General features: G+C 63.1%; 22 protein-coding genes. 10 read left to right on the top strand and 12 right to left on the bottom strand.

Features of this window, described 5'->3' with window-relative positions; all coding sequences use genetic code 11:
- The first annotated feature begins 162 nt into the window (after window positions 1-162).
- The 5 genes from EOB80_RS31190 to EOB80_RS31170 all read left to right on the top strand — a co-directional run bounded on the left by EOB80_RS31190 (window position 163) and on the right by EOB80_RS31170 (window position 4,971).
- Window positions 163-921: a M15 family metallopeptidase gene (locus EOB80_RS31190; RefSeq protein ID WP_164762792.1), complete on the top strand. Its 759-nt coding sequence runs from the start codon at window positions 163-165 to the stop codon at window positions 919-921.
- A 220-nt stretch (window positions 922-1,141) separates the two neighbouring features.
- On the top strand, window positions 1,142-2,167 hold the full coding sequence (locus EOB80_RS31185; RefSeq protein ID WP_127271865.1) for a sulfate ABC transporter substrate-binding protein: 1,026 nt from the start codon (window positions 1,142-1,144) through the stop codon (window positions 2,165-2,167).
- A 21-nt stretch (window positions 2,168-2,188) separates the two neighbouring features.
- Complete coding sequence (gene cysT / locus EOB80_RS31180; RefSeq protein ID WP_013530875.1) at window positions 2,189-3,040, top strand: sulfate ABC transporter permease subunit CysT; 852 nt, start codon at window positions 2,189-2,191, stop codon at window positions 3,038-3,040.
- On the top strand, window positions 3,033-3,917 hold the full coding sequence (gene cysW / locus EOB80_RS31175; protein WP_127270916.1) for a sulfate ABC transporter permease subunit CysW: 885 nt from the start codon (window positions 3,033-3,035) through the stop codon (window positions 3,915-3,917). Before cysT ends, cysW begins: the two co-directional genes overlap by 8 nt.
- Window positions 3,918-3,930: 13 nt before the next feature.
- Window positions 3,931-4,971, top strand: coding sequence for a sulfate/molybdate ABC transporter ATP-binding protein (locus tag EOB80_RS31170; RefSeq protein ID WP_127331745.1), 1,041 nt, complete (start codon window positions 3,931-3,933; stop codon window positions 4,969-4,971).
- A 15-nt stretch (window positions 4,972-4,986) separates the two neighbouring features.
- On the opposite strand, the gene EOB80_RS31165 is transcribed toward EOB80_RS31170, so the two are convergent.
- Both EOB80_RS31165 and EOB80_RS31160 read right to left on the bottom strand, forming a co-directional pair.
- Window positions 4,987-5,385 carry a type II toxin-antitoxin system VapC family toxin gene (locus tag EOB80_RS31165; RefSeq protein WP_127271404.1) on the bottom strand — a complete coding sequence of 133 codons (399 nt, stop codon included), beginning with the start codon at window positions 5,383-5,385 and terminating at the stop codon, window positions 4,987-4,989.
- Entirely contained in the window at window positions 5,386-5,658 is a 273-nt protein-coding gene (locus EOB80_RS31160) for an antitoxin (RefSeq protein WP_127331743.1), read from the bottom strand.
- Between the two features lie 228 nt (window positions 5,659-5,886).
- On the opposite strand from EOB80_RS31160, the gene EOB80_RS31155 reads away from it, so the two are divergent.
- Both EOB80_RS31155 and EOB80_RS31150 read left to right on the top strand, forming a co-directional pair.
- Window positions 5,887-6,873 carry a sulfate ABC transporter substrate-binding protein gene (locus tag EOB80_RS31155; RefSeq protein WP_127322203.1) on the top strand — a complete coding sequence of 329 codons (987 nt, stop codon included), beginning with the start codon at window positions 5,887-5,889 and terminating at the stop codon, window positions 6,871-6,873.
- 257 nt (window positions 6,874-7,130) lie between these two features.
- Window positions 7,131-7,580, top strand: coding sequence for an Rrf2 family transcriptional regulator (locus tag EOB80_RS31150; RefSeq protein ID WP_013530871.1), 450 nt, complete (start codon window positions 7,131-7,133; stop codon window positions 7,578-7,580).
- Between the two features lie 104 nt (window positions 7,581-7,684).
- Here the strand turns inward: EOB80_RS31150 and EOB80_RS31145 are convergent, their stop codons facing one another.
- Window positions 7,685-8,554 (bottom strand): NmrA family NAD(P)-binding protein, encoded by an 870-nt coding sequence (locus tag EOB80_RS31145; RefSeq protein ID WP_127331741.1) that lies wholly within the window; start codon window positions 8,552-8,554, stop codon window positions 7,685-7,687.
- 43 nt (window positions 8,555-8,597) lie between these two features.
- Window positions 8,598-9,020, bottom strand: a complete 423-nt coding sequence (locus tag EOB80_RS31140; protein WP_127270225.1) for a DoxX family protein — start codon at window positions 9,018-9,020, stop codon at window positions 8,598-8,600.
- A gap of 118 nt (window positions 9,021-9,138) precedes the next feature.
- On the opposite strand from EOB80_RS31140, the gene EOB80_RS31135 reads away from it, so the two are divergent.
- Window positions 9,139-10,044: a LysR family transcriptional regulator gene (locus EOB80_RS31135; RefSeq protein WP_127331739.1), complete on the top strand. Its 906-nt coding sequence runs from the start codon at window positions 9,139-9,141 to the stop codon at window positions 10,042-10,044.
- A gap of 218 nt (window positions 10,045-10,262) precedes the next feature.
- A complete protein-coding gene (locus tag EOB80_RS31130; RefSeq protein WP_127331737.1) occupies window positions 10,263-11,414 on the top strand; it encodes a hypothetical protein in 1,152 nt (383 codons plus the stop codon).
- Here EOB80_RS31130 and EOB80_RS31125 read toward each other — a convergent pair.
- The 7 genes from EOB80_RS31125 to EOB80_RS31095 form a co-directional block, all read right to left on the bottom strand.
- Window positions 11,409-11,954 (bottom strand): gluconokinase, encoded by a 546-nt coding sequence (locus tag EOB80_RS31125; protein ID WP_127331735.1) that lies wholly within the window; start codon window positions 11,952-11,954, stop codon window positions 11,409-11,411. The two genes, EOB80_RS31130 and EOB80_RS31125, sit on opposite strands and share 6 nt — an antisense overlap.
- Before the next feature lie 2 nt (window positions 11,955-11,956).
- Window positions 11,957-12,943, bottom strand: coding sequence for an ABC transporter permease (locus tag EOB80_RS31120; protein ID WP_127331733.1), 987 nt, complete (start codon window positions 12,941-12,943; stop codon window positions 11,957-11,959).
- The gene (locus EOB80_RS31115; protein ID WP_127331731.1) at window positions 12,940-13,920 is read right to left on the bottom strand and encodes an ABC transporter permease; all 981 of its coding nucleotides are present in this window, start codon (window positions 13,918-13,920) and stop codon (window positions 12,940-12,942) included. The genes EOB80_RS31120 and EOB80_RS31115 overlap by 4 nt, the downstream gene beginning before the upstream one ends.
- Window positions 13,917-15,464: a sugar ABC transporter ATP-binding protein gene (locus EOB80_RS31110; RefSeq protein WP_127270183.1), complete on the bottom strand. Its 1,548-nt coding sequence runs from the start codon at window positions 15,462-15,464 to the stop codon at window positions 13,917-13,919. The genes EOB80_RS31115 and EOB80_RS31110 overlap by 4 nt, the downstream gene beginning before the upstream one ends.
- A gap of 79 nt (window positions 15,465-15,543) precedes the next feature.
- The gene (locus tag EOB80_RS31105; RefSeq protein ID WP_127273383.1) at window positions 15,544-16,671 is read right to left on the bottom strand and encodes a sugar ABC transporter substrate-binding protein; all 1,128 of its coding nucleotides are present in this window, start codon (window positions 16,669-16,671) and stop codon (window positions 15,544-15,546) included.
- A 302-nt stretch (window positions 16,672-16,973) separates the two neighbouring features.
- Window positions 16,974-18,002, bottom strand: a complete 1,029-nt coding sequence (locus tag EOB80_RS31100) for a LacI family DNA-binding transcriptional regulator (protein WP_127331729.1) — start codon at window positions 18,000-18,002, stop codon at window positions 16,974-16,976.
- A gap of 177 nt (window positions 18,003-18,179) precedes the next feature.
- The gene (locus tag EOB80_RS31095) at window positions 18,180-19,409 is read right to left on the bottom strand and encodes an MFS transporter (protein WP_127270871.1); all 1,230 of its coding nucleotides are present in this window, start codon (window positions 19,407-19,409) and stop codon (window positions 18,180-18,182) included.
- A gap of 170 nt (window positions 19,410-19,579) precedes the next feature.
- Between EOB80_RS31095 and EOB80_RS31090 the strand changes: the two genes are divergently transcribed.
- Window positions 19,580-19,870 (top strand): DUF3175 domain-containing protein, encoded by a 291-nt coding sequence (locus EOB80_RS31090; RefSeq protein WP_024501537.1) that lies wholly within the window; start codon window positions 19,580-19,582, stop codon window positions 19,868-19,870.
- Between the two features lie 12 nt (window positions 19,871-19,882).
- Here EOB80_RS31090 and EOB80_RS31085 read toward each other — a convergent pair.
- Window positions 19,883-20,379 (bottom strand): FCD domain-containing protein (locus EOB80_RS31085; RefSeq protein WP_164762791.1); only part of this gene is annotated, 497 nt, incomplete at its 5' end.

Below are 20,379 nucleotides of genomic sequence, written 5' to 3'. Positions count from 1 at the left end.
GAGGATAGCAGACACTTGCCCATGGTTGTTCCAAGGCACCCCCCTCTGCCCTGCCGGGCATCTCCCCCTCAAGGTGGGAGATCGGATTTCCATTCCGCTTTCGCCAATCGTCAAAGACAGGGCGCAACGGCAAAGCTGCCAATCTCCCCCCTTGAGGGGGAGATGCCCGGCAGGGCAGAGGGGGGTGCCTCGCGCAATCCTCTCTTGTCGGCAGCCTCAGCACTGGCAGCAACAATCTTTGTCACGGCAACCACCCTCCCCGCTTTGGCCGATGCCCTGCCCGCCGGCTTCGTCCGGCTCGCCGATGTCGATCCCTCGATCCGCCAGGACATACGCTACGCCGGATCGGACAATTTTCTGCATCGCAAGGTGGACGACTATGACGCCCCGGCCTGCATCCTCACCGAGCAGGCGGCAAAGGCACTGTCCGCCGTCCAGAAAGCGATCGCCGCCAAAGGCCTGACCCTGGTGTTGTTCGATTGCTACCGCCCTGCCCGCGCCGTCGCCGACATGAATGAATGGACGCGCGAGGGCGGGCCGCCCGATCCGCAATGGTATCCGAAGGTCAGGCGCAGTGAGCTGATCGCCAAGGGTTATGTCGGAGAACTATCGACCCATTCACGTGGCTCGACCGTCGACGTCGCCGTCGCCCGGACCGACCGCAGGTCCAGCCCGAACCCGGCCTGCGGCGCGGGTGATGCCGACACGCTCGATTTCGGCACCGGCTTCGACTGCTTTGATCCGATGAGCGAAACCGCCCACCGAGGCCTTGCCAGTGAAGCGGCGGCAAACCGCAAGATGCTTGTCGACGCCATGCGCGCCGGCGGCTTCAAGAACTATGCAAGGGAATGGTGGCACTTCACGCTGAAAAGCGAACCGTTCGCCAGACAGCGTTTCGACTTTCCCATCACCGCCGATTGATGCACCGGACCAAATTCCGCACCTTGCCTCGGCACCGCCCCTTGCTAGATAGGCTGAGTGGCCGGGCCATGGATTCTTCCTTTGGCCTCAAGAGGAAAATATTTCTCCTAACGGCGAAATGGCGTCGAACATTTTCTCAAGAGGGGCAAAAAAGGCAACATTGAATGCATCTAATTTCTACCAATTCGGTAGATTTGGCGCGGGTTCAACGGAGGCAGAAATGACCAAACCTCATTTCAGGAAACTGCTCGGCGCACTGGTCGCCACATCTGTCCAGTTCGGCACGCTCGGTTTCGCGTTTGCCGATACCACCATTCTCAACGTGTCCTACGATCCGACACGCGAGCTCTACAAGGCCTATGACGAAGCTTTCGTCGCGCATTGGAAGGCCGAGACCGGAGAGACTGTCACCGTCCAGCAGTCGCATGGCGGATCGGGCGCCCAGGCCCGCGCCGTGATCGACGGCCTCGACGCCGATGTGGTGACGCTGGCACTTGAAGGCGACATCAACGCCATCGTCTCGAAGGCGAAGAAGATCAATCCGGACTGGCGCACCAAATTCGAAAACAATTCAGCGCCTTACACCTCGACCATCATCTTCCTCGTCCGCAAGGGCAATCCCAAGGGCATTCACGACTGGAGCGACCTCGTCAAGGACGGTGTCCAGGTGATTACGCCCAATCCCAAAACCTCCGGCGGCGCGCGCTGGAACTATCTCGCCGCCTGGGCCTACGCCAACGCCAATGACGGCGGCGACGAGGCCAAGACCAAGGAATTCGTCGGCAAGCTCTACGCCAATGCTCCGGTGCTCGACACCGGCGCGCGCGGCTCGACCGTGACCTTCGCGCAAAAGGGTCTTGGCGATGTGCTTATCGCCTGGGAAAACGAGGCCTATCTGGCGCTCGACGAGTTCGGTGCCGATAATTTCGACATCGTCTACCCGCCGACCTCCATCCTGGCAGAACCGCCGGTGGCGGTGGTCGACGCCAATGTCGATGCCAAGGGCACGCGCAAGGTCGCCGAAGCCTATCTGAGCTGGCTCTATTCCAAAGAAGCGCAGACGATCATCGCCAAGAACCATTATCGTCCTGCCAAGCCCGATCTGGTGCCGGCCGAGGACCTCGCCAAGCTGCCGCCGATCAAGCTCGTAACCATCGACGATCCACAGTTTGGTGGCTGGAAAAAAGCACAGCCTTATCATTTCGGCGATGGTGGTATATTCGACCAGATCTACAAGCCCCAGTAAGCAGTCGATATTCAGGACGACATGACCACAGCACCCGCCCAGGCGGGGTGGCGATTCAGGCAGCCGAGCGTCATTCCGGGTTTCGGATTGACGCTCGGCTTCTCGCTTGCCTACCTCACCCTCATCATCCTCATCCCGCTATCCGGGCTGCTCTGGCGCTCGGCCGCCCTTGGCTGGCCTGAATTCTGGGCGATCGCCACCGATCGCCGCACCATCAATGCGCTGAGAATCAGCTTCGGCACCGCCTTCGTCGCGGCTGCGGTCAACGTCGTCTTCGGCACGCTGGTCGCATGGGTGCTGGTGCGCTACCGTTTCCCCGGCCGCCGCATCGTCGATGCCATGGTCGACCTGCCCTTCGCCCTGCCGACGGCTGTGGCCGGCATCGCGCTGACCACGCTCTACGCGCCGAACGGCTGGATCGGCAAATTGCTGATGCCGCTCGGCATCAAGGTCGCCTATACGCCGCTCGGTATCGTCATCGCGCTGATCTTCATCGGCCTGCCCTTCGTCGTGCGCACCGTGCAGCCGATCATGGAGGAGATCGACAAGGAAGTGGAGGAAGCCGCCGCCACGCTGGGCGCCAATCGCTTCCAGATCATCACCCGCATCCTGTTTCCGGGCCTGGCGCCGGCCATCGTCACCGGCTTCGCCCTCGCCTTCGCGCGTGGCGTCGGTGAATACGGCTCGGTCATCTTCATCGCCGGCAACTTGCCCTACAAATCAGAAATCGCACCCCTGCTGATCGTCATTCGGTTGGAGGAATACAATTATCCGGCGGCGACAGCGATCGCGGCGATCATGCTCGCTCTGTCGTTCATCATGCTTTTGGTCGTCAATCTCGCACAGTCATGGAGCCGCAAGCGCTATGGCTGACCCGGAGATCAAATCCTACGAACCGCATCATGAAAGCCAGTCGGCGGCGGTCACGGAAAGCCGCCCTGCGCGCCTGGCTCTGATGGCCGTCGCCTTCGCCTTCCTCGGCATTTTCCTGCTCTTGCCGCTGATCATCGTCTTCAACGAAGCCTTCGCCAAGGGCATCGGTGCCTACACCGAAGCGCTCGGCAGTGCCGACACGCGCTCGGCGATCCGGCTGACGCTGCTGGTGGCGGCGATCTCGGTGCCGCTCAACATCGTCTTCGGCATCTCCGCCGCCTGGGCGATCGCCAAGTTCGAGTTCAAGGGCAAGGCCTTCCTGACCACGCTGATCGACCTCCCCTTCTCGGTCTCGCCGGTCATATCGGGCCTCGTCTATGTGCTTCTGTTCGGCGCCCAGGGGCTGCTCGGCACCTGGCTGAAAGCGCATGGCATCGTCATCCTGTTTGCCGTGCCGGGCATCGTGCTGGCCACAATCTTCGTCACCTTCCCCTTCGTCGCCCGCGAGTTGATCCCGCTGATGCAGGAACAAGGCAATGGCGACGAGGAGGCAGCGCTTTCGCTCGGCGCCAATGGCTGGCAGACCTTCTGGTACGTGACCTTGCCCAACGTCAAATGGGGGCTGCTCTACGGCGTGCTCCTGTGCAATGCGCGTGCCATGGGCGAGTTCGGCGCGGTATCGGTGGTGTCGGGCCACATACGCGGCCTGACCAACACCATGCCGCTGCATGTCGAAATCCTCTACAACGAGTACAACGCCGTCGGTGCCTTCGCCGTCGCTTCATTGCTTGCGGGCCTGGCGCTCGTCACGCTGGTCTTGAAAACACTTCTCGAGATGCGCTACGGCGCCGAGATCGCCGCGACACGCGGGCACTGACAAAGGGACCACTATGGAAGTTCGCGTTGCCAACGTGCGCAAGGAGTTTGACCGGTTTCCGGCGCTTCACGACGTGTCGCTCGACATCAAGTCGGGCGAACTGATCGCTTTGCTGGGACCGTCCGGTTCCGGCAAGACGACGCTGCTCAGGCTGATTGCCGGGCTGGAGCGGCCGACACGGGGAAAGATATTCTTCGGCGACGAGGACGCCTCGCACAAGTCCATCCAGGAGCGCAATGTCGGCTTTGTCTTCCAGCACTATGCGCTGTTCCGGCACATGACGGTGGCGGACAATATCGGCTTCGGCCTGAAGGTCCGGCACGGACCGTTGCGCCCGCCGGCGCAGGAGATCCGCCGTCGCGCCTCCGAGCTTCTGGACCTCGTCCAGCTTTCAGGGCTCGAAAAGCGCTATCCGGCGCAGCTCTCCGGCGGCCAGAGGCAGCGCGTGGCGCTGGCGCGCGCCATGGCGATCGAGCCCAAGGTGCTGCTGCTCGACGAGCCGTTCGGCGCGCTTGACGCGCAAGTGCGCCGGGAATTGCGCCGCTGGCTGCGCGAAATCCATGACGCCACCGGCCACACCACCGTCTTCGTCACCCACGACCAGGAAGAGGCGCTGGAGCTTGCCGACCGCGTCGTCGTGATGAGCCAGGGCCGCATCGAGCAGGTCGGCACCGCCGACGATATCTACGACACGCCGAACTCGCCCTTCGTCTACGGCTTCATCGGTGAATCGAGCTCGCTTCCCGTCAAGGTCGAGAATGGCGAAATCTGGCTCGCCGACCGTCCGATCGGGCTTGCCGCGCCCAACGAGCCCTCGGGCGATGCGACGCTCTACTTCCGCCCGCACGATGTCGAATTGCTGGACGGCTGCAGCGGCTGCATCGCCGGCACGGTCGCCGCCAGCCGGCGCGTCGCCGGCACGCGCCGGGTCGAGCTTGAGATCGGCGGAGAGCGCCAGCGGGTCGAAATCGAACTGCCGGTCGATCACCCCGCGGCGCAGAAAAGCCGGGTGGCGTTCCGCCCCGGACGCTGGAAGCTTTTTCCGGCGGCTTGATCCTCTGGTCAATGGCTACGCCAGCCAGTTCTCGACCTTCAGGCCCCTGATCCGGTTGAACTCTCCCGTGTTGGCGGTCACCAGCGTGGTGCCCAATGCACAGGCATGAGCGGCGATAAAAAGATCGTTGTGGCCAATGGTCTGGCCCGCGGCTTCAAGCTCGGCGCGAAGTCCGCCATACTCGGCATCCACCGGCACATCGAGCGGCAAGACAGGAATCTCGGCCAGCAAGTCTTCAACCTTCTTGAGCAGCTTGGCCGATCCCTTCTTGGCGCAGCCATATCGCAATTCCGAGGCGACCACGATGCTGGTGCAAACGGCGTCATCTCCCTCGCGCGACATTGCCCTCGCGGCCTTGCCAGCCGGGTTTCGGATCATGTCGCTGATAATGTTCGTATCCAGCATGAACCGCATCTAGAAAATGTCCTCGGATTTGACTGGCGTGTCGTAGATCTCGGGGAAGTCGTCTTTAGGATCGAGCGGCGGCTCTTTCGCCCACTGGGCGAGCAACGCGGTGAGGCCAGGTTTGCGAACCGGCTCGATGACAAGACGATCGCCTTCCCGGCTGATCAGGACTTTTTCGCCGGGAAGCTCGAACTCGACAGGAATGCGCACCGCCTGGCTGCGGTTGTTGCGAAACAGCTTCGCCTCCTTGGGCGGCGTTGTTGAATGTCGGCTCTGGGGCATGTTGCAGCTCTTTTGTATATGCCTTTTGTATATGCCATGCAGCGCCGCAAAACAAGGCGCAGAAAAACTCCGACGAAGGTAGCATTCTCCTGGAACAGAATTTCAACATTCATCGACTTAGGCGACATATTTTCCTACGATGAGGCCACGAACCTACGGCGCATGCCTCGTCGCACACCCCGCACCCCGGCTATGGTCCCACCATAAATTGCATCGGAGCCTGTTTTCATGAGACGATTTTTCCTCGGGCTTGCCACCGTCGCAGGCCTGTTCCTTGCATCCTCCCAAGCCTGGTCGGCCGACAAACTGCTCAATGCGTCCTATGACGTCGGCCGCGAACTGTTCGTGCAGGTGAACAAGGCCTTCATCGCGCAGCATCCGGGCGTCACGGTCGATCAGTCGCATGCCGGCACTTCGGCGCAGGCGCGTGCCATCGCCGAGGGCCTTGGCGCCGATGTCGTTACCTTCAACCAGGTCACCGACATCGACTTCCTGGTCAAGAAGGACCTCGTCTCGGCCGACTGGCAAAAGGATTTTCCCGACAACGCCTCGCCCTTCTATTCGCTGCCGTCCTTCCTTGTCCGCGCGGGCAATCCCAAGCATATCAAGGACTGGAACGATCTCGTGCGCGACGACGTGCAGGTGATTTTCCCAAATCCGAAAACCTCCGGCAATGCGCGCTACACCTATCTGGCGGCCACCGCCTACGCCAAGGAAGCCTTCAAGGGCGACGAGGCCAAGGTGAAGGAGTTCATCACCAAGCTGTTCAACAACGTGCCGATCTTCGACACCGGCGGCCGCGCCGCGACCACCACCTTCGTGCAGCGCGAAATCGGTGATGTGCTGATCACCTTCGAGTCGGAGACGCGCGGCATCCGCAAGGAGTATGGCGACGGCAAGTTCGAGCAGGTCACTCCGACGGTCAGCCTGCTGGCCGAATTCCCCGTCGCGATCGTCGACAAGGTTGCCGACGAGCACGGCACGCGCGATCTGGCCAAGACCTATCTCGACTTCCTCTACACGCCGGAGGGCCAGGACATCGCCGCCCGCAACGGCCTCAGAGCCCGCGACGCCGCTGTGGCGACGAAATACAAGGCCGATTTCCCCGATATCCGGCTGCTGACGGTGGAAGACGTCTTCGGCGGCTGGGACAAAGTGCAGAAAGAGCATTTCGCCGCTGGCGGCCTGCTCGACCAGACCTACGGCAGCCGCTGAAGGCCGCGATATCTGCGCAGTTGACGGAAAAGCCGGCGCCCTGCCGGCTTTTTTCGTTTTGAACGCCGAAAACCTGGTTATCAGCGGAATATCCGCCTTCTCAGTGCAAAACGTTACAAAGAATCAACGCGTTTGTGCCTAACTGCAATCCGGCGGCTTGTTTTCGCGAAACATCATCGCGCGGCGAAAACGTCATTATTTGCACACAAACAGTCGCCAGATGCGAGTGGTTGGGGCTTCAATGGGTTGATCTGGGCATGCTGACGAAAAAAGGCAAATACGGCCTCAAGGCCCTCGTGCATCTGTCCGGCCTGCCGGCCGGCCAATTGGCTTTCGTCAATGACATCGCGGTGGCCAACAACATCCCGAAGAAATTCCTCGATGCCATTCTGGGCGAGTTGCGCAATGCCGGCTTCGTCCAGAGCCGCAAGGGCAAAGAAGGCGGCTATCGCCTCGCCCGGCCGGCCTCCGAAATCAAGATCGGCCATGTCGTGCGCGTGCTTGATGGGCCGCTGGCGCCGATCCCTTGCGCCAGCCGCACGCAGTATCAGCGCTGCGAGGATTGCGACGAGGCGACCTGCCAGGTCCGCCACATGATGCTGGAGGTGCGGCAGGCGATCGCCGAAGTGCTGGACAATCGCAGCCTTGCCGCCATGCGCGACGCCGACAATGACGATTTCCCCGTTGAGCTGACGTCGCAGATATAACCACCCACTGCAAGCTGACCGCGCTCAGACAGATGAAGGAGGGAGTTCTCCAAATCCCGGGTTGCGAACACCCGAAATCACAGGAGAACCCCATACAGTTTGGCCTACCCGTTCACATTTGACGCAGCCTCGAATACAGCGCGTGCGGACGTCGTACCCGCTACGTGCTCCGTACCCGCCACACCGAGGTCCATCCATCCTGCATTCACGGCCTCGTACATTTCTTCGGCAGGTCCGCTGTGGCCCTTCGGGATGCCGAATTGTTCGAGCGCTTCCGCCCACCCTGCACGCGGGATTGCAAAGGCTTTCACGTCGAGATTCAGGACTTCGCCCAATTGCTCGGCGACGTCGTCCGCGCTGACCATCGAACCAAGCTCGACGATGCGCTGCCCTGACCACGTTGGCCCGGTCAAAAGCGTCGCGAATTCCGCGCCGATGTCGTTCGTCGCGACCATTGTCGATTTCCGATTTGTCGGATTGTAGAAAGCCGGCAGCGTTCCGCCCTGCGCGACCTGCAGCCCGAAAAGAAAATTCTCAAAGAATCCGCCTGCGCGCACAAAAGCAACTGGCGATCTCAGGTCGCGAAAACCTTGCTCCAGAAGGGACAAGGCCGCGATCACCCCGTGCCCGCTGGTTCTGTTCGCGCCCATCGACGAAAGCGCAACCACTCGCGGCGGCGCTGCCTTGGTGAGCGCCTCGACATAGCTTGCAATCACGCTCTTTGCTTCCTTGTAATCGGGCGAAGGCGCCCAGACAGGAGGCAGCATGACGAACGCGCCTTCGACGCCTTCGAGCGCCCGCTCGATGGCTGCCGAATCATTCCAATCGCCGTCAACCAGCTCCACGCCCCGGTTCGCCCAGCTCAACGCCTTCTCGCGGTCGCGGACCAGCGCGCGCACCTTTTTGCCTTGCGCTAGCAAATGCCTTGCCGTCGCGCCGCCCACGTTTCCGGTGATTCCCATTACTAAGAACATGTGTTTTCTCCTGATGTTGAGGGACAGAACTGCCCCTGTTGGTTCAATGGATGAGCGGCAGAATGGCCCGGATACGGGGATCGCGCAGATAGAGGCCGCCCCAGGTCATCGCGCCCAGAAGCAGGGAAATGATTTCCGGCGGCGATCCCAACTCACCGATGCGGAGATGGGCGCAGATGGCACCTCCCAAAAAGCCCGTCACCAGGATCGCGCCGAGGACGGCGGTGACCGGGATGGCGTAGAGGATGGCGCAGGCGAGGATGATCGGACCCACGACGCGCGTCAGATCCATCGCGAACCCGGTTTCCTGCAACATGCTCGCGACCCGTGCCGGCGCGAAAAGCTGAACAGTGCCGTCTGTCATCAAAGCGATAACGACAAACGCGCTCATTATCCGGCCGGCCCACAGGGCGCGATGCAAGGTCATAGTTTCAGGTGTCTGATGCGGGTTCACAGTTTCGGACACTTGTCATTCTCCGATGGGAGATCCCATATTCGAAGCTTACTGTGCCCCTCAGGTGTGATAAACACCGAGGAAATGAACCGACTGTTCTCTTTTTGGGGAACAATATCGGGGCACGAAAATGCAAAATCTCGAACCCATCCTCATTTTCATAACGGTAGCGGAAATGGGGAGCTTCACCCGCGCAGCCGACAGCCTGGGCATCCACAAGGGGAGAGCCTCAACGGCGGTCCGGAAGCTGGAAGAAGATCTCGGTGTCAGGCTCCTGCACCGGACGACGCGCAGCGTGCGGTTGACGGAAGACGGACGCGCATTTCATGCCCGTGCCCGCGATCTGCTTGCTGAAGTCGATGATCTGCACTCGATGTTCGCAGGCGATCGCGTGGCGCTTCGCGGGCGTTTGCGGGTCGACCTTCCGACCGAAGTGGCGCGCACAACGATCGTGCCGGCCTTGCCGGATTTCATGGCGGCGCACCCCGAATTGGAGCTGGAGGTGTCGAGTACGGATCGGCAAGTCGATCTGGTTCAAGAGGGGTTCGATTGTGTATTGCGGCTTGGACCCATTCGGGACGAGACGCTGATTGCCCGCCCGTTGGGCCTGTTGCGCATGGCCAACGCTGCCAGCCCCGCCTATCTGGCGCGCCATGGCGTCCCTCGGTCGCTGGAAGATCTCCAGCGTCAGGAACATAGGACAATTCACTTTTCGACGGTGCTGGGCGCGAGACCCTATGGATGGGAATATCCGGACGGCGACAGCTACGCGACGCTTCAGTTGCCAGGTGCGCTGCACGTCAACAGCGCACAGACCTACGAAGCCGCCGCCCTCGCCGGCCTTGGTGTGATTCAGGCGCCACTTTTGGGCATTGGCCGATATTTGGAGAGTGGAGCGCTTGTCGAGATCATACCCGATTTTCGTCGCCGGCCGCTCGCCGTGTCCCTCGTCGTCGCACATCGGAGCAATCTGTCGCGCCGAGTCCGCGCGTTCATGAAATGGATCGAAGATGTGCTGACGCCGTATATGGAATAGCGACTGCCGGTCAGCGATCAGCGATCCGGCGTCGCGGGCGCCAACTCGCGCTGCACGAAAGAGCTGATAATCCTCTTGTGTCGGATGCCGATGACGTAAGCAACGCGCCTGGCCCAGATGTAGGGCAAGCGGAATTTGCAGAAATCTTGAGCGCGGACACGACCTTGCACGGCCCAAGCCGACGCAGTAAAGCGGGGTTCGAAGAACGGGCTGGACCGATGAGGCTGTGGTGGTTCGCAAAATCCCGCAAGGCCGCCCGCAAGCTGCCATCGGCAGCCAGTTTCCGCACTGAAATCATCGCCGACGTCTTCGTCCCGGAACGGGCGGAGGACGTGCGCTTCTTCAGCCGCAAGCTGGTTCACCCCGGCCGGCTTCGCCGCTTTTCCAACAAGGACCTTCGCGAAAGCCTGCTCTCCGTCTTCTACCTCATCGTGGCAGCGACCGTGCCGGTGCGCTGGTGGGCGCCGATCTGCGGCCGCATATCGAGGTTTCGCCTCAAGCGCCATATGCGCAAGGAATTCCCGGCCTACGCGGCCGCGACACGCGCGGTGCTTGGCGATGGCATCGATACATGCAAGCTGTTCGAGGGATTGCTGGCGGCGCGCCACCGCCGCCGCCTGCAACTTGCCGCACATCTGGTGGCTGGCCGCTGGTCGCCGACGATCCGGCTGGAGGGACTGGAGGGGCTGCGGTCGGCCTTGCAGCGCGGCCACGGCGCCATCCTCTGGTGCGATCAATTCACCGCCCAGACCATCATCGGCAAGCGCGCGCTATACGAGGCCGGTGTCGAGGCGCATCAGGTGAGCGTCAACACCCACGGTATTTCCGAAAGCGCGTTCGGCCTGAGTTTCCTCAACCCGCCGCTGATCGATGTCGAAAACCGGTTCCTGAAAAGCCGGGTCGTCTTTGATCGCGACGACGCCTATCCGGTCACCATCCGCATCCAGAAGATCCTGAAGCAGAATGGCGTGGTGACGATGACCAACACCGTCCATGCCGGCACGATTTTCACCGAGGCAGCCATGGGCGAAAGCGGCTGGACGCATCTCGCCTCGGCGCCGGCGAATTTTGCCGCCAGGGGCCGAACCGCCCTGTTTGCCATGTCGACCTTCGAAGTGGTTCCCTTCATCGAGTACCAGGCCGTGCTCAGCCCCGAGTTGACGCCGGAGGCGTCTGTCACCCCGGCAAAGGACACCGCCAGGGATGGCGCCAAGAACATGGCTGTGCAGGCGCACTACATCCTGCTCAAGCGCGACCGCCTGCTGGAAGCGCTGAGGCTCTACCCCGAGCAGATGCTGACGTGGTCCCGCCGGCAGCGGCTGACCGAGGCCCAGGACGGCACCGGCATCGGCACAGATGAAGGCTCATGACCGGCGTATCAGGCGGACCGCGGCAGCGACGAGCTCACCGACCGGGCGTGTCGCATCGAGTGTCAAAGCGCGCTCTTCCGCAACCGGCGGCTCGAGGATGGCGAACTGGCTGTCGACCAGGCTTGCCGGCATGAAGTGGCCCTTGCGGCTGCCGACACGCTGCCTGGCCGTGGCAGGGTCGATCTTCAAATAGAGGAAGACGATTTCCGGGCAGAAGCCGCTCAACCGGTCGCGGTAGCTGCGCTTCAGTGCCGAGCAGGCGGCAATCACGCCCGGTCCGCTGCCCACCGACTCCGCGATGCGCTCGCCGATCGCGTCGAGCCAGCCTTCGCGCAGTTGATCGGTAAGCGGTTCGCCGCTTGCCATGCGTGCGACGTTTTCCGGCGGGTGCAGCCTGTCGCCCTCGATGAAGGTAACGCCCAGCGCGGCCGCCAGCGCAAGACCGACGGCCGACTTACCGCAGCCGGCGACGCCCATCACCACGATGGCCGGCACCGAGCCGGGGGCGCTCGTCGGCGCCTGTGCTGCCGCTCCGTCCACGGTCAGCGGCTTGCCGGCGCGCGGCCGTAGAGCAGCAGCATGGCGACAATGACGACGCCGTAAATGATCTGCCGCCCCGCCTCCGGCATCTGCATGACCGACAGAATGGACTGCAGCAGCGTGATGAGGATGACACCGGCGACCGTGCCGAGATAGGAGCCGCGCCCGCCCAGGATCGAGGTGCCGCCAAGCACCACTGCGGCGATCGACGGCAGCAGATAAGCGTCGCCCATCGACTGCGCCGCCTTGGAGGCATAGCCGGCGAGCAATACGCCGCCGAAAGCCGAGAGCCCGCCGGAGACGGCGAAGGCGATCATCACCACGCGCCGCGTATCGATGCCGGAGAGATAGGCCGCGCGTTCGCGGTTGCCGATGCCGTAGACGGTGCGGCCGAAGCTGGTACGGGTCAGCACGAATACCATCGCGGCTCCGATCAGCGCCCAGATGATAACCGCGTTGGGCACGCCCGGAATGGCGAAGCCGGTCGCCAGGTAGCGCATCGCGCCCGTTGCCGAATCCTGCGGCGAGAAGCCGCCGGTGTAGACCACCATCAGCCCTTGCGCGACAGCGTTGGTGGCCAATGTGATGATCATCGAGGGGATGCGCAGATAGGCGACGCCGATGCCGTTGACGACGCCGATCAGCATGCCGCAGAAAATACCGAACGGCATGGCCAGCGCCACGCCGACCGGGCCGTACGCCGCCGCAGCGCAGGCCATCATGGCGCCCGCTGCCACCGCCCATGGCACCGACAGGTCGATCTGGCCGAGCAGGATGACCAGCATCATGCCGGTTGCGATGACGCCGAGGAACGAAGCCACCTTGAGCTGCTGCAGAAGATATTCAGGCGACAGGAAGCTTCTGGAATAGAGGCTGCCCAGGAACAGCAAGAGAACGATGCAGGCAAAGGCCGTCAGCACCGCCGGATCGGCGCGGCGGATGAATCTGGGCATGCGGCCGGCAATACCGCCAAGCGTCGTTTCGCTCACAGGAACCACTCCAGCCGGTTACGGACCCGAAACAGGGCGAAGGCGCCGAGGCTGACGGCGACCAGCAGGATAACGCCCTGGAACAGCGGCTGCCAGAGCGGATCGAAATCGAAGACGAACAACAGGTCGCCGATGGTGCGGAAGGCCAGCGCGCCGAAGATGGCGCCAATGGCGCTGCCCTTGCCGCCGAACAGCGAGACGCCGCCGAGCACCACGGCTGCGATCGAAAACAGCGTGTAGGAGTTGCCGCTGGCATAGGCCGCCTCGCCCGTATAGGTGAAGAAAGTCAGGAACAGTCCGCCGATCGCCGCCAGCAGGCCGGCCAGCGTGTAGGCAGCGAACTTGCCGCGCCGGATCGGCACGCCGGACATGTAGGCCGCCGTCTCCGACGAGCCGGCCGCGTAGGCGGCGCGGCCGAGCACCGAGCGGCTGAACGGCACCCAGATCACCAGCACGATGGCCAGCAGGACGACCAGGCTCGCCGGCACCACGCCGAACACACGGCCGGTCAGCGCATCGGCCAGATCCTCATTGACCGAGCCGCCCGGGAATGGCCGCAGCAAAAGGCCGATGCCGTAATAGACGGCGCCAGTGGCAATGGTGGCGACAATCGGCTGCAGCCGGCCATAGATGACGATGGCGCCGTTGATCGCGCCGCACAACAGCCCCACCGCCAGCACGGCGATGACACCGAGCGTCGTCTGCATCGGCGTGCCAACCACCAGCCAGGAGGCGAGGCAGTTGGTGAGCAGGAAGATCATACCGACGGACAAGTCGATGCCGGCGGTGATCACCACCAGCGTCTGCGCCATGGCGACAAAGGCGAGCAGCACGCCTTTGTTCGAGGCTGTCTGTACCACATTGGCGGCGAAGCCCGCCGGATGGTTCGAGGTGTAGATGACGAACATGACGATGAAGATGCCGAGCGCCAGCAGAGTTCCGCGCTGCTCGGCCAGCCAGTAACGCCAATCCTTCATGCGCTTGCTCCCAAACCCACCGGGCTGTCCTCGCCATGGATGTTAAGCGCGCTTGATATCAGCGCCCGCTCGGTGATCTCGGCACCGACCAGCTCGCGCTTGACCGCCCCGTCATAGAGCACCAGCACGCGATCGCAGCAGCCGATCAGTTCATCATAGTCGGTCGAGTAGAACAGGATCGCAGCACCCGCGTCGGCCAGTTTGCGCATCAGCTGGTACAGCTCCTGCTTGGTGCCGACGTCGATGCCGCGCGTCGGATCGTTGAGCAGGATGATGCGTGGCTGGCGCATCAGCCATTTGGCGATGACCACTTTCTGCTGGTTGCCGCCCGAAAGCGCGCCGACCGGAATGTCGAGGCCCGCCGTCTTGATCGCCAGGAGGCCGACCATGTCGTCGATCAGCCGCTGCTCGGCGGCACGGTCGATGATGCCGGCTTTCGACAGCCGGTCGAGCGCCGCGAAGGACAGGTTCTCGCGCACCGTCATCGGCAGCATCAGCCCTTCGGTCTTGCGGTCCTCGGGAATCAGCGCCATGCCGATGCCGTCGTCGCGCGCAACGGATGGGCTGGTGATCGAGACCGACTTGCCGTCGATCAGGATCTGGCCGCTGAGGCCGCGCAGCACGCCGAAGAAGGCGAGCAGCAATTCGCGCTGGCCCTGGCCGTCGAGGCCGCCAAGGCCGACCACCTCACCTGCCCTGACGGTCAGCGAGATGTCGTGCAGCCGGTCGGCCCATGAGAGCTTGCGGGCCTCGAGCCTGGGGGCCGCGGCGGCAGGCACGGCCGCCGGCTTGGGCGGAAAGATATGGCTGTATTCGCGGCCGATCATCAGTTCGACCACCTCATTGTCGCTCTTCGAGCCGGCTGGATAGCTGGCGACATTGCGGCCGTTGCGGAACACCGTGCACTGATCCGCCAGTTCGGCGATCTCGTTCATGCGGTGCGAGATGTAAAGCAGCGCCAGCCCTTCCGAGCGCAGCCGCTTCAGCACCGCGAAGATCTTCGAGACATCCGCCGCGGTCAGCGCGGAGGTCGCTTCGTCGAGGATGAGGATGCGCGGCTTGCGTGCCAATGCCTTGGCGATCTCGACCATCTGCCGGCGCGACAATGGCAGGTCCTTGACCAGCGCCAGCGGGTGGATGTCAGCGGCGCCGGCGCGAGCAAGTGCTTCTTCGGCGATGCGGCGCTGCGCCTTGCGGTCGATCATGCCGAAGCGTTTGGGCGGGTCGGAAATGACGATGTTGTCGGCAACGCTGAGCTCGGGGACCAGCGACAGTTCCTGGAAGATGCAGACGATGCCGGCCTTGTTGGCGGCCCCCGGAGAAGCGAAGGTCGCCTCGCGCCCGTCCAGCGTCATGCGGCCCTCATCGGGCGCCACGACACCTGCCATGACCTTGATCAGCGTCGACTTGCCGGCGCCGTTTTCACCGAGAATGGCGTGGATGCTGCCGGCTTCGACGACAAGCTCGGCCTTCTCCAGCGCGCGTACGCCGCCATAGCGCTTGGATATGCCTTCCATACGAAAGAGCGGAGCCGCACCGTCCATCGGCCCTCCCAGGGCGATTGTGGGATTGAGACAAGCGCCGCGGCTCAAGCCGCGGCGCCAGGTGACAGCCAGCGATGATTTACTGGTTTTCCTTGGTCTGACCCATGATTTCCTGGGCGCTGAAATTGATGCCGCAGGTCGGGAAGGAATTGCCGACGAAGAAATTATCGGATTCCTTGGGGAAGTAATCCGTGCCTTCCTTCAAGTTCGGGTCTTCGGCGATCGCCAGCGGCAGCTTCACCTCTTGTGGCACCACCTCGCCTTCGAGTGCGGCGATCGCGGTCTTGATGGCGACGGCGACCTGAGCCGGACCCGAGCCCGCGGACGAGCACTTCAGCCCGTCGGCTGAATGCGCGGCGCAGAACTTGCGGAAGCCGTTCTCGGTCTCGCCGCCAAACGGCACGAACGGATGCTTGGCGTCGATCATCGCCTGCACGATGCCGGTATCGCCGCCCTGGCCGGTGATGCCGTCGAACGGACCGTTGGTGGCGATCGCATCGGCGGTCACCTTCTGCGCGACGCCGTCATCCCATTTGCCGGCGACTTCGGTGACGTCCCACTTCTTGCCGGACGCAGCGAAGACCTCGTGGATGCCGTTGTGGCGGTCGGTGTCGACGGAGGTGCCGGCGACGCCGCGCACTTCCAGGATCTTGCCGCCATTCGGTATCTTGGCGACCAGCCACTTGGCCCACAATTCGCCAAGGCCCTTCTGATCGACATTGACGTTGATGGCATCCTTGGTGTCGAGGATGTTGTCGAAGGCGACCAGAACGATGCCGGCTTCCTTGGCGCGCTTGATGACCGGACCGAAGGCCGTCGGGTTCTGGGCGTCGGTGACGATGGCGTCATAGCCGGAATCGATGAAATTGTTGATCGCCGAGATCTGCGCCGGCACGTCCTCGCCCGTCGAGACGACCTTGAATTCCTTGATCTTGGCTTTGACTTCAGGTTGTGCGGCGTAGGCCTTGGCCGTCTGCACCATCTGGATGCGCCAGGTGTTGGCGATATAGCCATTGGCGAAGGCGATGCGGAACGGCCCTTCCTTCTTGGGATATTTGAAGAATTTGGTCTCCGCGCTCCACGGCGCGAAACAGTCCGCCTGAGCGGCAGGACCCGATACGATTTCGGGTCCGGCGGCCATGGCGGCCGAATTGAGCATGACGAATGCAGTGGCGGCAACGACGCCACCAACAAGTGACTTGATCATCGATAATCCTCCCGATTGCAGTTCTGATTGTTCGTTTCGCAATGCGAATTTTTCGCGCAATGGACCGGCACCTCCCGCCTCGCCATGCGCTTCCTTGGCCGCCCGTGGTGGCCGACCCGGTTCCTCCCTTGTCGCCGCCAGCGGGGCGAAAACTATCATATTATCCATAATAAACAAGTATTAGTTGTCGCTTATGTATAATAAACAGGTGCGACCTGTCGTTCATGCACCTGCATGGAGAAGATGGTAGCGCTACCAAATTGGCGTGTAAACCGGCATTCGCACAGTCGCTCCTGTGCGTTTCAACGCGCCGTGCTCTCGCGGCGCTTGAGCTCGAAACCGAGGTCGACGATCCGTTGCTCCGGTCTGTTGCCGGCGATCGCCGCCAGCGCCATGGCGACGGCACGCCGGCCGATCTCATAACGATGGGTGCGGATGCTGGTGACCGAAGGAAACGCCACCTGCATCATGTCGAGATCGTTGAAACCGACGATGCCGATTGTCTTCGGCACCGCGATCGAGGCGCGATGGCATTCGAACAAGACGCCGAGGGCGATATCGTCATTGTTGCAGAAGACACCGTCGAGTGTCGGCACCTTGGCCAGCGCGTCGCGGAACATCTCGCGGCCGAGCGACACGCTGGACAGCACCGGCGTGGTGGTGACGAGGCGCGGGTCGAACAGGCCCGCGGCCTCCATCGCCGCGCGATAACCGGCCAGGCGTCGCTGCGAACGCGGGTCCATGCGCGCGCCGATGAAGCCGATGCGGCGATAGCCCGCCTCGATCAGATGCTCGGTCGCCGCCCTGCCGCCATCGAGATGCGAGAAGCCGACCATCATGTCGACCGGATCTGGACCGGTTTCCATGACCTGCACCACGGGGCAGCCGGCACTTTCCAGCAGCTTTCGCGAGGCCGGTGTCTGATCGATGCCAGCGACGATCAGCGCAGCTGGCCGCTGCGAACCGAACAGCTGCAGCAGCCGCTCTTCCTCGAGGCCGGAATAGTGGGTGTTGCCAAGCTGGATGCGGAACGGGCTGGCCGACAGGCTGTCATAGATGCCGCGCACCACCTCGGCGAAGACGTTGTTGGTCAGCGACGGCACCAGCACGCCGAACACCTCGGCGCGCGCCGAGGCCAGCGCCCGCGCATTCGGATCCGGCACGTAGCCCAGTTCGTCGACGGCGGCCTGGATCTGGCGGCGCAGCTCTTCGGACACACGCTCCGGCTCGCGCAGCGCGCGCGACACGGTGATGGCGCCGACGCCGGCCTTGCGCGCGACATCCGCGATGGTCGGGCGGCCGCCGCCCCGGCGCGAGCGCGGCTTGGTCAAGGGCGCACTCCTGGCGACGGGCTTGTGCAGCCAAGCGCCTTTGGAACCATATTCAGGGTCTTTGCCACCGTCGTCATGCCAAACCGGCCTGTTGCCGCACCCATCCGCCTTCCGGCGTCGCGCAGCCTTGGGTGGATGTCAAGCCGCGCAGCTCCCGGACCATTGGGCACGGTGAGCTCAGGCCGTCACGGCTGTGCTGCGCCGTGCCTTCCAGAACAGCAGCCCGATCGCCACCAGGTTCAGCAAATTCCAGGCGATACCGTTGAGGAATGCAGCGGCATAGGAACCGGTCAAATCGTAGATCCAGCCCGACATCCAGCCGCCGATCGCCATGCCGAAGATGGTCGCCATCATGACGATGCCGATACGCTGGCCGGCCTCCCTGGCCGGCATGTAGTCGCGCACGATGATCGCGTAGCAAGGCACGATGCCGCCCTGCGACAGGCCGAACACCAGCGACACCACATAGAGCGAGGCAAGCCCGTCGAACGGAATATAGAACAGCAGCGACAGGCACTGCAGAACCGAGCCGATCATCAATGTCCACACCGCGCCGATACGGTCGGCCAGGAAGCCGGACGCCAGCCGGCTGACGACGCCGCCCGCCATCATGATCGACAGCATGTCGGCGCCATGTGCGACGCCGTATCCAAGGTCCATGCAATAGGCGACGATATGCACTTGCGGCATCGACATCGCCACGCAGCAGCCGAGGCCGGCGACGACCAGCAGCACCTGCAAGGCCGCCGGCGACAGCGAGATCGGCTGCACCGACCGGCTTCCGGGCGAACCCGCGACGGCCGCCGCCGGGGCACCGCGCCGCAGCATCAGCACCAGCGGCACCATTGTCACCAGGCAGAAGATGCCGATTGCCGCATAGGTGAAGCGCCAGCCCTCCGCCTTCATCAGCGTCGGCATGATGGTCGGCCACAACGCCCCGGCAAGGTAATTGCCGGCCGCCGCCGCCGTGACCGCGACGCCGCGACGACGGTTGAACCAGTGCGAGATATCGGCGATCAGCGGCCCGAAGATCACCGACGTGCCGACACCGATCAGCACTCCTTGGGCAAGCGTGAATTGCAGGATCGAGGTCGACAGCGCCGCGAGCAGCAGGCCGGCGGAAAGCGCAATCGAAGAGAGCAGCGCCGGGATCCAGTAACCCATCCGGTCGATGGCGCGGCCGACCAGCACGTTGCCGGCGGCGAAACCGACCATGGTCGCGGTGTAAGGCATGGACGCCGCGGCGCGGTCGACGCCGAACTCGGCCTGCACGGCGGGCAGCACGACGACGACAGCCCACATGCCCACGGCGCCGATCGTCGCCAGCAGCATCGAGATGGCAAGCCGCATCCAGGCATAGGAGCTGTCGATGCCGGGGCCGGGCTGGATGCTGTCGGTTCGAGTCAAGGCGTTTCCTGTCGGCGGTCTCGGAGATCGGCTGCCGTTTGCGCCACTATCGGCGCATTCTCAGGCCGCAGCAGCGCCACAGCGGGCAAATCCGTGGCTCCAGAGCCAGGCCGGAACCGATGCCGATGTGCGGAGTTTCCCGGCAACCCACCCTGCAAAGGAGTCCAGCGATGACCGCCACCAGGAAAAAATGGTCGGCCGAGGTGACCGAGCACAGCAACGCAATGGATCTTGAGGATCACGTCTTCGAATCCGACGACGCCAGGAAGATCGCCGCCTCGCTGAAACGATCCGCCGAACACAGCCACAGGCGCAAGGCCGAGCCTTTCCAATCCGCCATGTCGATGCTGAATTTTTACATCAACCGCGCCGGCAAGAACTTGCCTGCCGCGCGCAAAAAAGTGCTTGAGGACGCCAAGGACGAACTGCGCAGCGCCTTCGGACGTGACAAGGATGATTAGCGGCGGCCGGCCCTACCGGGCGCGGATGACGCCGTCTGTGTTGGCGAGCAGTTTGCGCACGGCATTGCGCGCGGCGTCGGGGCGCTGCAGGCGGATGTTCTTCTCGATCGCCTCGTGCAGCTTCTGCGCGTGGTTGAGATCGTCGATCTCCCGCGTCGTATAGGCAAAGAGGTGATCGAAGGCGGACTCGATCAGTACGCCGAGCGGCACCAGAAGGTCGTTGCCCGAAGCCCGCAGGATGGCAAGATGGAAGCGCGTGTCGGCGCGGGTCCGCTCCTGCAGGCTCGTCGCCTCTCCCATCTCACGGCAGGCCAGGCTGATCTCGGCCATCTGCTCGTCGGTTCTTCGCATAGCGGCAAACGCGGTCGCTTCCGGCTCGATGATGTGGCGGAATTCCTGCACCGTCTTGAGGAACACTTCGCGATCCGGCGACGTCGCGTACCAGGCAAGCACATCGCGATCGAGCAGGTTCCAGCGTTCCTTCGGCTCGACCCAGCTGCCGATCTTGG

The organism is Mesorhizobium sp. M7A.F.Ca.MR.245.00.0.0 (assembly GCF_003997415.1).
In the GTDB taxonomy this organism is placed as follows: domain Bacteria; phylum Pseudomonadota; class Alphaproteobacteria; order Rhizobiales; family Rhizobiaceae; genus Mesorhizobium.
This window is presented reverse-complemented; position numbering and strand designations above follow the sequence as displayed.

Bases quoted from the DNA above. Each gene is read 5' to 3' on its own strand.
- EOB80_RS31190 (WP_164762792.1), top strand. From the start codon at position 163: ATGCCCGGCAGGGCAGAGGGGGGTGCCTCGCGCAATCCTCTCTTGTCG.
- EOB80_RS31185 (WP_127271865.1), top strand. From the start codon at position 1,142: ATGACCAAACCTCATTTCAGGAAACTGCTCGGCGCACTGGTCGCCACA.
- cysT (WP_013530875.1), top strand. From the start codon at position 2,189: ATGACCACAGCACCCGCCCAGGCGGGGTGGCGATTCAGGCAGCCGAGC.
- cysW (WP_127270916.1), top strand. From the start codon at position 3,033: ATGGCTGACCCGGAGATCAAATCCTACGAACCGCATCATGAAAGCCAG.
- EOB80_RS31170 (WP_127331745.1), top strand. From the start codon at position 3,931: ATGGAAGTTCGCGTTGCCAACGTGCGCAAGGAGTTTGACCGGTTTCCG.
- EOB80_RS31165 (WP_127271404.1), bottom strand. From the start codon at position 5,385: ATGCGGTTCATGCTGGATACGAACATTATCAGCGACATGATCCGAAAC.
- EOB80_RS31160 (WP_127331743.1), bottom strand. From the start codon at position 5,658: ATGCCCCAGAGCCGACATTCAACAACGCCGCCCAAGGAGGCGAAGCTG.
- EOB80_RS31155 (WP_127322203.1), top strand. From the start codon at position 5,887: ATGAGACGATTTTTCCTCGGGCTTGCCACCGTCGCAGGCCTGTTCCTT.
- EOB80_RS31150 (WP_013530871.1), top strand. From the start codon at position 7,131: ATGCTGACGAAAAAAGGCAAATACGGCCTCAAGGCCCTCGTGCATCTG.
- EOB80_RS31145 (WP_127331741.1), bottom strand. From the start codon at position 8,554: ATGTTCTTAGTAATGGGAATCACCGGAAACGTGGGCGGCGCGACGGCA.
- EOB80_RS31135 (WP_127331739.1), top strand. From the start codon at position 9,139: ATGCAAAATCTCGAACCCATCCTCATTTTCATAACGGTAGCGGAAATG.
- EOB80_RS31130 (WP_127331737.1), top strand. From the start codon at position 10,263: ATGAGGCTGTGGTGGTTCGCAAAATCCCGCAAGGCCGCCCGCAAGCTG.
- EOB80_RS31115 (WP_127331731.1), bottom strand. From the start codon at position 13,920: ATGAAGGATTGGCGTTACTGGCTGGCCGAGCAGCGCGGAACTCTGCTG.
- EOB80_RS31110 (WP_127270183.1), bottom strand. From the start codon at position 15,464: ATGGACGGTGCGGCTCCGCTCTTTCGTATGGAAGGCATATCCAAGCGC.
- EOB80_RS31105 (WP_127273383.1), bottom strand. From the start codon at position 16,671: ATGATCAAGTCACTTGTTGGTGGCGTCGTTGCCGCCACTGCATTCGTC.
- EOB80_RS31090 (WP_024501537.1), top strand. From the start codon at position 19,580: ATGACCGCCACCAGGAAAAAATGGTCGGCCGAGGTGACCGAGCACAGC.